This is a genomic window from Staphylococcus croceilyticus (assembly GCF_002902575.1).
Classification (GTDB): Bacteria; Bacillota; Bacilli; order Staphylococcales; family Staphylococcaceae; genus Staphylococcus; species Staphylococcus croceilyticus.
Map to the genome: position 1 here is coordinate 1 of NZ_PPRD01000040.1, position 14,417 is coordinate 14,417.

The window sequence follows — 14,417 nt, forward strand, 5'->3', positions numbered from 1 at the left end:
ATTTAAATTGCCCATCCTTAAGAAAGCCCATCTCTCTCGTTAAGAATTATTAACAAAAGTATTTACTACTTTATTTAGTACTTGCAAAATAAGAAATTCTCAAAATTAAAATTTGAATAAATCTGAAAATTATTTATCTAAAAATGAGGCTTCATTTTTATCATTTATGTAAACAAGTAGGACTTAAAAAAGTAAATACATTTTATTCATTGTAGATTTATGAGATATGCAAGTAAAATCTTGCTATTTTCAAAAACCTTATGCTGATAACAATTCTCAATTAGAAAACGCTTCCATACTTTCTTAAAAAAATAAGCTTTTTGTTAACTTTATTGTAACATTTTTTATATGTTTTTGGGGTATGAGAATAATTCTCATACCCCTTTTTTTGAAATCAATCGCTTTTAAGCGCTTGTTGTAATTTTTTTGCTACTTTTTCAGGGAGGCCTGCCGCTTGTAAATCACTTACACTCGCTTCTTTCATCTTCTTAATTGAACCAAATGTACGTAACAGTTTAGTTTTTCGTTTACTGCCAATACCATCTACTGTATCAAGTACAGATTGCAAACCAGTTTTTTGACGTGTTTGACGATGGAAGGTAATTGCAAATCGATGGACTTCATCTTGAATACGATGAAGTAAGTAAAATGCTTGGCTATTTTTCTTCATTGGTACTACTTCCGCATTTGCGCCGTATAGTAATTCAGATGTTTGGTGTTTATCATTTTTTCTTAAACCAGCGACTGGAATGTCTAAACCTAATTCATTTTCCAAAACATCAATAACGCCTGACATATGTCCCTTACCCCCATCGACGATAATAAGGTCTGGCAAAGGAAGGCCTTCATTCAAGACACGTGTATAACGACGTCGCACGACTTCGCGCATCGATTTATAATCATCTGGACCTTGTACAGTCTTAATCTTATATTTACGATAGCCTTTCTTATCAGGTTTACCATCCACAAATGTAACCATTGCTGAAACGGGATCGACACCTTGAATGTTGGAGTTATCGAAAGCTTCAATACGAATCGGCGTTTGAATGCCCATACGCTCGCCTAATTCTTCAATCGCTTTGACCGTACGTGATTCATCTTTGGCAATTAACTTAAATTTATTATCAAGGGCTACTTCTGCATTATGGCTTGCTAAATCAACCATTTCTTTTTTAGTACCTCTCGCCGGTTGAACAATTTTAGTATCCACTACGGACCGAATAATGTCTTTATCAAGATTTTTCGGAACATGGACTTCTTTAGGTAAAATGTGTTGATTTAAACTATAGAATTGACCTATGAACGTATAAAATTCTTCTTCTTCAGTTTGTTGTATTGGAATCATCGTAGCATCACGTTGAATCATATTACCTTGACGAATAAAGAATACTTGAATACACATCCAACCTTTAGACACGCTATAACCAAAGACGTCTCGAATAGTATTATCCGGAGACATAATTTTTTGTTTTTTAGTTAAATTATGAATATGTTGTATTAAATCTCTATATTCTTTCGCACGTTCAAAATCTAATTTCTCACTTGCATCCATCATACGAGTTTCTAAATTATTTAAAATCGTTTTATCTTCGCCATTTAGAAAATCACTAATTTCTCGTGTCATTTGGGCATATTTTTGTTGGTCAACATCATATACACATGGCCCCATGCATTGCCCAATATGATAATACAAGCATAATTTATCTGGCATATTATCACATTTTCTAAACGGATAAATACGATCTAATAACTTTTTCGTTTCTTGCGCAGAATACGCATTTGGATAAGGTCCAAAATATTTACCAGAACCTTTCTTAACCGTTCTCGTCACGATTAATCTTGGATGCTTCTCTTTTGTGATTTTTATAAATGGATAACTTTTATCATCTTTTAATAAAATATTATAACGCGGTTGATATTGTTTAATTAAATTTAATTCTAATAAAAGCGATTCAGTTTCACTCGAAGTTACTATAAATTCAAAATTTCTAATTTCAGCTACTAAGCGCGTTGTCTTGGCATCATGCGCGCCAGTGAAATATGAGCGTAATCGATTTCTAAGACGTTTCGCTTTACCTACATAAATGACTTGATCATTACGGTCTTTCATGAGATAACAACCTGGTTCAAATGGAACTACGCTCAACTTATCTTTAATCTTATCTTGGTAGTCTGCCATTAATGTCCTCCTTCCTCCTATTTTAAAGGCATATAAAAAAGACGGAGCGATTACATTTAATGTAATGCCCCAGTCTTGATTACTTTATTGTCATTCTTATAGATGTTTGTCTAAAACTTCAGCTAAGTTTTCTTTAGGTTGGAAACCAACTACTTTATCGACTGGTTCGCCGTCTTTAAATACGATTAAAGTTGGGATACTCATTACTTCAAATTTAGCAGCAGTTGAAGGATTTTCATCTACATCTAATTTTAAGATGTCAGCTTTACCGTCATAATCACCTGCTAATTCTTCTAATACAGGTGCAATCATTTTACAAGGTCCACACCAAGTAGCCCAGAAGTCTACTAATTTAACGCCTGATTGAATGTTTTCATCAAAGTTTGAATCCGTTACTTTTACGATTGCCATAATTGCCAATCCTCCTTAAATTTTGAATGATGAGCAAATTATAACAGACTTTAATCGCATCTGCATTGCTCTTGCTCAATTAATCCATTTCTTGTTTTTGAAAAAATTCTACTTACAAATCATTGATTTATTATTTCACTCGCTTTATTGTACGTCAAATAAATAAAAAATCAACTTCCTTGCTTACAAAAAACATTATAAATTATTTGAGCTCAGCTACAGTCACGCCGAAGCCACCTTCACTTGGCATACCACCTCGGAATGATTTCACACTTTTATGTTTCTTCAAGTGATTTTGTACAGCTTTTTGTAAGGCGCCTGTACCTTTACCATGAATAATATATACTTGCTCATAGTTACTTAACACTGCTTGGTCGATATATTGGTCTAATTCGCCGACCGCTTCTTCATAGCGGTAACCTCTTAAGTCTAGTTCTGTTTTAATCGTTTGACGATTTTGTCGCGTTACCATTTTAACTGGTTTTTCTTTTTTCTTCTTCGTTTTTTCTAAATCTTCAATAGGCAATTTCATTTTAATGATACCCATTTGTACAACGGCTTCATCCTCACCAACAAGTTCTAATACTTCACCTTTTTGGCCATAAGATAAAACTTTTACTTCGTCTCCAGCGTGAATTTCATCATATTTTTGTTTTTGAACATTTTGTTTAATGGATTTCGCTTCATATTGATCATCTAATTGTTTTTTCTTATCAATTAATTCGTGTTCTTTAACATCAGCGCCTTTTTTATCTCGCAATTCGCGTAATTCTTTTAAGATGTCGTCTGCTTCTTTTGTTGCTGATTTCACACGTTGATTGGCTTTTTCTTTAGCCTCATCCATTAATCTTTGTTCATAATTTTTGTATTGTTGATACTGTTGCTCAAGGTCATCATGTGTTGTTTTAGCTTCTCTTAATAATCGGTCTAATTCAATACGTTGTTCATCTACACGTTTTGAATTTTTTTCAAGTGATTCTATCATTGAATTAATTTCTTGTTCATCTGTACCAATCATTGTTTTAGCTTTATTGATGATACTCAGTTTGAGACCTAATTTTCTAGAAATATCGAAAGCATTCGAACGACCGGGAACGCCCATCAATAATTTATACGTAGGGCTCAATGTATTCACGTCAAATTCGACGCTGGCATTCATTACACCTTCGCGATTATAACTATAAGCTTTAAGCTCGGGATAATGTGTTGTCGCCATCACTAAAGAGCCAATCTCACGTACATAATCTAGAATACTCATCGCAAGTGCTGCCCCTTCACTAGGGTCCGTACCTGCACCTAATTCATCAAATAAGACTAAGCTATTCTTATCTGTCTCTTTTAAAATTTCAACAATATTCTTCATATGAGAAGAGAAGGTAGATAATGACTGTTCGATAGATTGCTCGTCTCCGATATCGCAATAAACGTTCTCGAAGACACTTAATTGGCTCCCATCCAATGTAGGAATCAGCAAGCCAGATTGTGCCATTACAATGATGAGACCTAGTGTTTTAAGTGTGACTGTTTTACCACCAGTGTTAGGACCTGTAATAATCACCGTTTCAATATCATCAATAAATTCAATAGTATTCGCTACCACAGTTTCTCTATTTAATAAAGGATGATAAGCGTTAGGTAAATAAACCGTTCTTTCTTTATAAAATGTAGGTTTAGTTCCTTTAATTGAACGCGCATAACGTGCTTTAGCCGTTAAGAAATCAATGTGTCCCATTACAGATTCTGCTACTAGACAGCCATCTGCCTCAGCAGCTACTAATCCTGTCAATTCTGTTAAGATACGCTCACGTTCAACCGCTTCATCATTACGTAAACGACTAATTTGATTATTCATCTCTACTATTGAAGACGGCTCAATATATAACGTCTGGCCAGACGCAGATTGGTCATGCACAATCCCTTTAAAGTCTTGGCGATATTCTGCTTTAACCGGGATAACGTTTCGGTCATTACGCACCGTAATAATCGCATCTGATAATTTCTTCTGATTCGCCTGACTCTTCACAATACGGTCTAAATTTTGTCTAATACGTTGGTTCGTGCTCGAAATCTTGCTTCTGATACCTTGCAACTCATAACTTGCATTATCATATAAATCGTACGTATCACATTTCTCATTAATTTCTTGGAAAAGGTCTGAAAGTACTGGCAGTTGGGTCATCTTATCATTCAAGATAGGATATTTAACGACTTCTTCATCTTCTTCAAGTAATTGATTGTAAAATGTCTTAAATTGATTCTGAACTTGAATCAAACGTTTAATCAAATTCAATTCAGAAACATTCAATACCCCGCCAATCGTAGCACGATGAATCAGTGGAGATACTTTAGCTAAACCACTTAAACTAGGCATGCGGTGTTTATTATAAATTTGTGAGATTTCATCTGTTTCATTCATTTGAAACTCTACTGTTTCAAAATCTGTTGCTGGAGACATCTTAGACACTTTTTCACGTCCTAAATCACTCATTGTTTCAGAAGCAACAAATGATTTAATTTTATCAAATTCTAAGACGTCTAATGTTTTTTGTCTCATACAATCCCTCTATTTCTTCAATTTTATATTATTTTCAACTAAATCTTTAAATGCTTCCCTAGACATTGTATTAATGACTCTATCTTTATGGACGAAACCTTTCTGTGCGGTTGCTACACCATATTTCATAAAGTTTAAGTGATCAATATGATGCGCATCCGTATTAATTGTTAATCTGACGTTTGGATACTTTCGTACTATGTCTGCATTTAAATCTAAACGACCTGGGTTAGCATTAATTTCCATAATAGTATTGGTTTCTTCCGCCAATTGCATCAATTGCTCTATATTTGGCTCATAACCTTTACGTCTACCTACAATTCGGCCTGTAGGATGTGCAATATGTCGAACATAAGGATTTCGACATGCACTTTCTAAACGTTTCATAATTTCTTCTTCAGTCTGATTAAAGCTTTGATGAATGGCTGCAATCACATAATCTAATTGTGCTAAAACATCATCATCATAATCTAATGAACCATCTGGTAAAATATCCATTTCAGTACCTGAATAAATATCTATTTCTTTATATTCTTCATTCAGTTTTTTAATTTCTTCATTTTGTCGCAATAATCTTTCTACTTGCAAACCATTTGCTACTCTTAAACTTTTAGAATGGTCAGTAATCGCCATAAACTGGTAACCTTTTTCAATATTGGCTTCGATCATTTCTCGAATTGAAAAAGCACCATCACTATATGTCGTATGCATATGAATGTCGCCATTAATATCATCTAACGTAATAATATTGCTTAAATCTTTATCAAATTCGCTGCCATCTTCGCGTATTGCTGGGTCTATCCATTCACTGCCAAAATGTTGATAAATTTCCGCTTCACTTTGGAATTGTAGAAGCGTGCCATCTTGTTGTTCAATACCATATTCACTGACTTTTTCCTTTTTCGCTTTCGCAAGTTGTCTAATGCGAATATTATGGTCCTTAGAACCCGTAAAGTGTTGTAACGTATGATAGTAAGCAGCAGGTTCGATTAATCTAAAGTCTACACCAACTGTTTCGTCATCATATGTTAATTCAAGCGAAACTTTGGTTTGACCCACAGCCACTTCTTTAACTTTATTCGGAATCTCTAATAATTGTTGTTGCACTCTATCAGGATGGTTTGTGCTGATAATATAATCTAAATCTTTACTCATTTCTTTATAACGACGGAAGCTTCCAGCAACAGAATATTTATCAACGTCTTCTATAGTCTCTAAATATTCACTAATCGTTTTATTTAATTTACGCATTAACCCAATTGGATAACGATCTTTTTTAGCACCTAATGCTTTCACAGCTTCTAAAATGTTCTGTTCCGTCTTTTTAGCAAAACCGCTTAATTCACTTACTTTGCCATTTTCACATGCGGCTTGAAGACTTTCTTTATCTGTAATATTAAGCTCTTTGTACAGTTTCGCTATTTTTTTACTACCTAAACCTTGAATTTTCATTAATGGAATTAATCCTTCAGGTACAACTTGTTGAAGTTCATATAAGGTAGATGATTCTCCTGTATTATGATATTCATTGATAACGTCCCCTACGCCTTTACCAATACCTTTTAATTCTGTCACATCTTCAATTTCGTCTAACGTACGCTCATCGATTTCTAAACTTTGTGCTGCCTTTCTATATGCAGAAACTTTAAATGTATTTTCTCCATTTAATTCCATATATATGGCTATTTTTTCTAATAATTGAATTACATCTTTTTTAGTCACTACACTCACTCCATAAAAAGAAGACCAGGACATTTAACATAGTCTTATTGTCCTGACCTCATATCAGTTTTGTTTTATTATAAGTTTAAAATATAGGACGATAACCATGGCGTGTGAAATAAAATGCCACTTCCTATTATTGAATGCGATAAACTTTGTTGTAGCCAGTCAACTGGATATAATGCTACGATGTATAGCCCCAGTTGAAGCAAAATGATAGCCATTACTGGGCTAATTACACAACCCAATATTCTACTTATTAATACGATATTTTGATACGTCACTATATTATCAAAAGTTACAATAATAAGATATAAAAGCAACTTGCTAATAAACATAATTAAAATAAAAGCGAAGATGGTATCAAAACGTTGTTGTAAATCGTTAAAGTGAAATGCATATGCCGTATCGTAAGCGATTGTCTTGGGAAAAGGTATAAACACAATAAGTTGTTTAGCTATAGAACGATAAAAATGATGCGCAATAATTAATGAGACTATCGTTGCTAATAAATGCAAACTACTGAGCCAAATGCCCCTTCTAAACCCCATCACAATATAATAAATGATGATAAGTACAACAATGACATCAATTAGCATCTAATCTTCTCGATGTTTTAATTGTTGAATTTCTTGACGGAGCTTACGATTTTCCTCTTCTAATTTAACTTTCTCATGCATAATATTTACTGCGGTTAAAATAGATTTTCTTGTTGTATCTAGCCCAGATGATTTTCGTCCCATTTCTTTTAATTTTTCATCAACTAAATGTGCCACGTAACGAATATGTTCCGGACTGTCTTCACCGATAATAGTATAATTTTGATCATTAATTGAAACATTAATACGATTTTTAAATTCTCCCATAACCTCAACTCCTGACGTATTTAAATTATTCTAAATCCTATCATGGATAGTTATATAGAAATTACAAACTCTCTTAATTAGTAAATAATCACAATATATTATACATGAGCATACCCTTATTTGTAAGTGGCTAGATACTATACTTTTACTTCTAAGTCTTTTAACGTTATCTCTTACTCTAACTAATATATATGTTATCATTATGTAGGTTTTAACAGTATTTTTGAAAAGTGAGGTCAAGCATCGTAATGGCTAACGTCGTTCATAAATTAACAGAACAAGAGATTCAACAATTGATGCAACAAGTATCATTTGAAACCTCTCAATTACCTAATGGTATGAAAGCACGTATAAAGTATAATCAAACAACGATTAATATATATAACTCTGGAAAAGTCATGTTTCAAGGCAAACAGGCTGAAACGGTAGCTCAACAATTATTACCTAGTCATAGTACTGACTCGAAAGCAACTACGTCTAAGGCTAAGCAAACTCCGACACCTACTATTTCATACAATCAGTATAACTGCATTGGCAGTGATGAAGCGGGTAGTGGCGATTACTTTGGACCACTGACTGTATGTGCTGCTTACGTTTCAAAAGAGCATGTACAAATTTTAAAAACATTAGGCGTCGATGATTCGAAAAAATTAACCGATCCTAAAATTGTAGAATTAGCAGAACAACTGATTACCTTCCTGCCTCATTCATTACTAACACTTGATAATATTAAATATAATGAAAGACAAGCTTTAGGTTGGTCTCAAGTTAAAATGAAAGCTGTATTACATAATGAAGCAATTAAAAATGTGACTCAAAAAATTTCTACTGATGAATTAGAATATATTGTGATTGACCAATTTGCAGAGCGTGGCGTATATCAACGTTATGCCTTAAGTGCACTGCCTTTTCCAAAAAAAACAAAATTTGAAACAAAAGGTGAATCAAAATCTTTAGCTATTGCTGCAGCAAGCATTATCTCTAGATATGCGTTTGTGAAGCATATGGATTATATTGCCAAAACAATGCGCTGTGACATTCCAAAAGGTGCTAGTAATAAAGTGGATTTAGCAGCCGCTCGCATTATTGAACAACACGGCATTGCTAAATTAGATAGTATTTCTAAAAAACATTTCAAAAACCGAGAAAAAGCACAAACTCTAGTTACTAAAAAATATAATTAAAGTATAAAAGGGAGCGGGACAGAAATTAAAATAATTTCGTCGTCCCGCCCCGGCAAGGATGACTAGATTCGAAAAAAGCTTGATTTAAGCGCCTTTTCAAATCAGTCAGCTACTGCCAAATGTGAAATAAGCCTGGGACATTATTAAATGTCCCAGGCTCTAAATTTATATTTCTAAAAGTAGTTCTTAAATGGATGATCAAATTACTACTTTCTCGAGCGTCACACAACGTCATTTGCTTCTCATTTTTTACTTCCCTAAACTTACGTTCACTTTAATTTATTAAATGAAATGATAAAGTAATTAATTGTGATTTTTAAATAGCTAAGTTAAATTAAATATTTTAAATTTTAATACGGAATTTTCCATAATATCAGTAATGTAATCTCATATAGTAAATTATAATGAAGTTAAGAATTATAGCATTGTGTTAGAAATTTTAAAGATTATCAATATATGCACTTATGTACAAAAAACTAACATAGCAATCTTTATGAATAAGTTATTTAACATAAGAATTTTAATTGTTTACACACTTACACATGTCGTTCTAAGATAGATAACGAAACGTAGTTGCGTAGACTCCTAGGGGAGCAGTGCCAGTCGAAGACCGAGGCTGAGACGGCACCCCTGGAACGCGTAGCAACTTAAGTGAGTGAACATCTATCTAAGAACGACTTTACAAGAATACAGGCACGAGCCTTTCCCACTGGATAGCGAAATAACTTAAGCAAGTGAACATCTATCTTAGAACTCATTGAAAAAGTATATAAAAACTGTCGGCAAAGTTGGAAACTTTGTCGACAGTCTTTATATTATAATCTTTAAATTGATTATCTAATTGTAGCACCTTGTGCTTGTAATGCTTCTAAAACCTTATCATGAACTTTTGATACGCGTTCGTCTGTTAATGTATCTTCTGTATCTAAATAATTTAATCGAATGGCAACTGATTTTTTACCTTCTTCTAAATGCTCACCTTCGTAAACATCAAATACTAATGTACTTTGAAGAATATCTTCACCATTGTCATGAATAATTTGTTTCAATTCTGATGAAGGCACATCACTATTTACTTCAAGGGCAATATCACGTGTTACACCAGGGAATCTAGGAATAGGTTCATAATTAATATAACCTACCGCCACTTGCATAATCGCATCATAATTCAATTCAAACACATACGTACGTTTTAAATCATTATCTGCTGCGACTTGAGGATGTAATTCACCAATAAAGCCGATTTCTTTACCTTCTAATGAAATAATTGCAGTACGTCCTGGGTGTAAACCATTAATTTCTCCAGCTTTATAACTAAATTCTAAATTAAGTTTTTCAGCCACACGGTCTACTACACCTTTTGCAATAAAGAAGTCAATTTCTTCTTTCTTACCTTGCCAAGTATTCACTACATATTCGCCAGTTAAAATACCACTTAAGTATTCTACTTCATCAGGAAGTTCGCCTTCACCGTTGCCAAAGAATACACGACCTACTTCATATAATCTAACGTCTTTGTTTTTACGTGCAACATTGTAAGCAGCCGCTTCAATTAAATGTGGTAATAAACTTTGACGTAACGTAGAATGAGCTTCACTCATTGGCATTAATAAACTAATCGTTGGGCGTTCTTGTAACGCGAAGTCTTTCGCATGGTCTTTCGAAACTAATGAATACGTAATTGCTTGGTTTAATCCAGCACCTTCAAGTGTTTCTTTAACTGTACGTGTTTTATGTTGACGATCAGTTAATTCCCCACTTGTTACTTCACCGAATACTGGTAATGATGAAGGAATTTCATCGTAACCATAAATACGTGCAACTTCTTCAATTAAGTCTTCTTTAATCGTAATATCTTTACGGCGTGATGGTACATTGACTGTTAATGTTTTACCATTTTGTTGTGTTTCAAAGCCTAATTGTTCAAAGATCGCTTTGATTTCGTCACTAGATAACTCAAAACCAATTGTTTTATTTACTTTTTCAGCTGTAATATCAATCGGTGTCACAAATGAACCTAAATCTCCTGAAGCTACTCTATCTTGTAGCACTTCACCAGATGCATATGTTTGTAATAAATAACATGCTCTGTCTACTGCTTCATCGACAAATTCTGTTGCGATACCCTTTTCAAAACGGCTAGAAGATTCACTACGTAAATTTAAGCGACGTGATGTGTGACGGATTGATACTGGATCAAAGATTGCACCTTCTACAACAACGTTAGTAGTTTGTTCAGTTACTTCTGAAAAGTCTCCACCCATTACGCCAGCTAATGCGATAGGTTCTTTACCATTTGAAATTACGATATCAGTATCCACTAACGTACGTTCAGTATTATCTAATGTCGACATTGTTTCTTTATCTTTAGCTTGACGTACGACAATTTCTTTAGAACCAATATGGTCTTGATCGAACATGTGTAATGGTTGACCGTATTCTAATAATACATAGTTTGAAATATCAACAACATTATTAATTGGGCGAATTCCTGCTTTTATAAGACGCGCTTGCATCCAAATTGGAGATGGCGCAATCGTAACGTTTTTAACCACTCGTGCGCTGTAGTATGGAACCTTTTCAGGATTATCAATAGTCACTGATAATTCATTAGATGCAGATTCTGATGTTTCGTTACTTTGCGTTTCTGGCTTCGCCATTTCAGTTTGATATAAAGCTGCTACTTCATAAGCAGTACCTACCATACTTAATGCATCTGCACGGTTAGGTGTTAAATCAAACTCCATCACTTGATCGTTTAAATAAAGTGCTGTTAGTGCATCAGTTCCCGGCTCAACTTCAGTTGGGAAGACGAAGATACCGTTCTCATAAGCTTTAGGTACGACATTACTTGAAATACCAATTTCCTGTAATGAACAAATCATCCCTTCTGAACGTTCACCACGTAATTTGGCGCGTTTAATCTTGATACCGCCTGGTAAACGGCCGCCTACTTTGGCAACAATGACATGTTGGCCGGCATCTACATTAGGTGCGCCACAAACGATTTGAACTGCTTCTTCTTCACCAATATCTACTTGGCAAATATTTAATTTGTCAGCGTCAGGATGTTTCTCTTTAGATTGTACATAGCCTACTACTAAATTTTTAATATCTTTTGTGTAGTCGACCATATCATCAACTTCAATACCTGTACGTGTAATACGTTCTGCTAAGTCTTCTACTGAAACGCCAGCGTCTACGTAATCTTTTAACCATTCATTTGAAATCAACATTATGCTTCACCTCTATCTTCAACAGCTTTAAATTGATCAAGGAATCGAACGTCATTAGTATAGAAATGACGGATATCTTCAATACCATATTTCAACATTGCGATACGGTCAGGACCCATACCAAATGCGAAACCAGAATATTCATTTGAATCGAAACCGGCCATTTCAAGTACGTTTGGATGTACCATACCAGCACCTAAGATTTCAATCCAACCTGTGTGTTTACATACGTTACAGCCTTTACCTTTACATTTGAAACAAGATACGTCTACTTCTACTGATGGTTCAGTGAATGGGAAGTAACTTGGGCGTAAGCGAATTTCACGATCTGCACCGAATAATTTTTTCGCTACTAATTCTAACGTACCTTTTAAGTCGCTCATTTTAATATTTTTATCAACAACTAAGCCTTCAATTTGTGTGAATTGGTGACTATGTGTCGCATCATCTGAATCACGACGATACACTTTACCAGGACAAATAATTTTTACTGGACCTTGGCCATTACGTTTTTCCATTGTACGCGCTTGTACTGGAGATGTATGGGTACGCATTAAAATTTCATCAGTGATATAGAAACTATCTTGCATATCACGTGCTGGATGAGATTTTGGTAAGTTCAATGCTTCAAAGTTGTAGTAATCTTGTTCTACTTCATAACCATCAACAATTTCATAACCTAAACCTAAGAATAAATCTTCAATTTCTTCAACTGTTCTTGTTAAAGGATGTTTAGAACCAATGCTAATTTGACGACTTGGTAAAGTCACATCAATTGTTTCTTCTGCTAATTGTTGATTTAATTTTTCAGTTTTTAAAAGTTGTTGCTTTTCATCTAATTCACTTTGAATTGTTTGACGTAATTCATTCACTTTTTGTCCGTAAGCAGGTTTTTCTTCATTAGGTAAATCTTTCATGTTTTTCATTAAGCCACTTACTGAGCCTTTTTTACCTAAATATTCAACTTTAACATCTTGTAATTCACGTTCATTTTGAGCTTCATTAATATCCACAAGGGCTTGTTGTTTTAATTCTGCCATTGAATCGTTTTGAGTCATATTACAGACACCTCACGCTTTCTATTTTTTAAAATTTAATACAAAAAAAGACTTTCCTCCCTATATGCTGGGACGAAAGTCTTTCCGTGGTACCACCCAAATTTATGTCTTTATAAAGCATAACTATGCTCTATACTTTATGTGACATACACTTGTTTAACGTTGTTAACGAAGACGTACTCCGACTTAAATCTCTTTAAGTAACCAAAAAGATGAAAGCAATTAACGAGAATTGGAGTAAGTTACAGTCACGCTCACTCTCCCTGGGCAATTCTCTTTGTTAATTAAAGTCTTTTTATCGGTTAATCATTCAATTTTATATGTTAAATTATTTATCTGAAAAATTATTTACATCTAAGTATAGCCGATTTTAAATCGTATGGTCAACCTTTCAAATGGTAAAGTAAAATACTTCCTGCAATAGCTACATTTAAGCTTTCTGCTTTACCGTAAATTGGGATAATTAGATTTTGAGATGTTTGTTCTAACAGTGCTTTATTAACCCCTTCGCCCTCATTACCTAATAGTAAGGCAAAACTTTCTTGTGAAGACACTTCTTTAAATGGGACTGCATTTTCAAGAGCTGTACCGTAAACTGGGCCATCAAATTGGTCGATAAATGCCTTTAAATCTTCACTAATAACTGGGATATGGAAGACACTGCCTTGGCTAGAACGTAATACTTTATCTTGATATGGATCCGCTGTACCTTTCTCCATCACAATTAAATCAATACCAGCAGCGTCAGCCGTACGTATCAATGTACCTAAGTTACCTGGGTCTTGAATGCGGTCGATAAGCAACACTTGTTTAGCTTGAGTAATATCATATTCTGGCTTCTCAATGATTGCAAAAAAGCCTTGAGGCGTAATTGTACCTGATAAGGATTCAGCCACTTTCATATTAATTTCGTATGTTTCTTCTGCATAATCTAAAAGCGCATTATCCGTTCTCTCTGGCTCGATGACAAATAATTGTTTAATCGTGATACCGCTTTGGTAAGCTTCTTCAATTAGATGTATACCTTCGATTATCGCTTGGCCTGTTTTATCGCGCTCACGCTTCTTTTTTAACTTATTTGCATTTTTAATTTTACTATTTTGCGCTGACGTAATTTGTTCCATATTGTAATCTCCATTTTTAAGAGTGATTTATTAACCTTTATCTATATTGTAAGTTATCATTTCTCTTATTTAAATAAAAATGA

General features: G+C 34.1%; 10 protein-coding genes. 1 reads left to right on the top strand and 9 read right to left on the bottom strand.

Going from position 1 to position 14,417, the window contains the following annotated elements; genetic code table 11:
* Nucleotides 1–394 precede the first annotated feature (394 nt).
* The 6 genes from uvrC to zapA form a co-directional block, all read right to left on the bottom strand.
* Nucleotides 395–2,179, bottom strand: coding sequence for an excinuclease ABC subunit UvrC (gene uvrC, locus CD128_RS06365; RefSeq protein WP_103329193.1), 1,785 nt, complete (start codon nt 2,177–2,179; stop codon nt 395–397).
* A gap of 96 nt (nt 2,180–2,275) precedes the next feature.
* Nucleotides 2,276–2,590, bottom strand: coding sequence for a thioredoxin (trxA, locus tag CD128_RS06370; protein ID WP_011276093.1), 315 nt, complete (start codon nt 2,588–2,590; stop codon nt 2,276–2,278).
* A gap of 202 nt (nt 2,591–2,792) precedes the next feature.
* A complete protein-coding gene (locus CD128_RS06375; protein WP_103329194.1) occupies nt 2,793–5,144 on the bottom strand; it encodes an endonuclease MutS2 in 2,352 nt (783 codons plus the stop codon).
* 9 nt (nt 5,145–5,153) lie between these two features.
* Complete coding sequence (gene polX / locus CD128_RS06380) at nt 5,154–6,866, bottom strand: DNA polymerase/3'-5' exonuclease PolX (protein WP_103329195.1); 1,713 nt, start codon at nt 6,864–6,866, stop codon at nt 5,154–5,156.
* A gap of 77 nt (nt 6,867–6,943) precedes the next feature.
* Nucleotides 6,944–7,465, bottom strand: coding sequence for a CvpA family protein (locus tag CD128_RS06385; RefSeq protein WP_103329196.1), 522 nt, complete (start codon nt 7,463–7,465; stop codon nt 6,944–6,946).
* Nucleotides 7,466–7,732, bottom strand: coding sequence for a cell division protein ZapA (zapA, locus tag CD128_RS06390; protein WP_103297417.1), 267 nt, complete (start codon nt 7,730–7,732; stop codon nt 7,466–7,468).
* A 248-nt stretch (nt 7,733–7,980) separates the two neighbouring features.
* On the opposite strand from zapA, the gene rnhC reads away from it, so the two are divergent.
* Nucleotides 7,981–8,916 (top strand): ribonuclease HIII, encoded by a 936-nt coding sequence (rnhC, locus tag CD128_RS06395; protein ID WP_103329197.1) that lies wholly within the window; start codon nt 7,981–7,983, stop codon nt 8,914–8,916.
* An 833-nt stretch (nt 8,917–9,749) separates the two neighbouring features.
* Here the strand turns inward: rnhC and pheT are convergent.
* From pheT to CD128_RS06410, 3 genes are all read right to left on the bottom strand, one after another.
* Nucleotides 9,750–12,152, bottom strand: a complete 2,403-nt coding sequence (gene pheT / locus CD128_RS06400) for a phenylalanine--tRNA ligase subunit beta (protein ID WP_103329198.1) — start codon at nt 12,150–12,152, stop codon at nt 9,750–9,752.
* A complete protein-coding gene (pheS, locus tag CD128_RS06405) occupies nt 12,152–13,210 on the bottom strand; it encodes a phenylalanine--tRNA ligase subunit alpha (protein ID WP_103329199.1) in 1,059 nt (352 codons plus the stop codon). The genes pheT and pheS overlap by 1 nt, the downstream gene beginning before the upstream one ends.
* Nucleotides 13,211–13,593: 383 nt before the next feature.
* The gene (locus CD128_RS06410) at nt 13,594–14,334 is read right to left on the bottom strand and encodes a TrmH family RNA methyltransferase (protein WP_103329200.1); all 741 of its coding nucleotides are present in this window, start codon (nt 14,332–14,334) and stop codon (nt 13,594–13,596) included.
* Between the last annotated feature and the right edge of the window lie 83 nt (nt 14,335–14,417).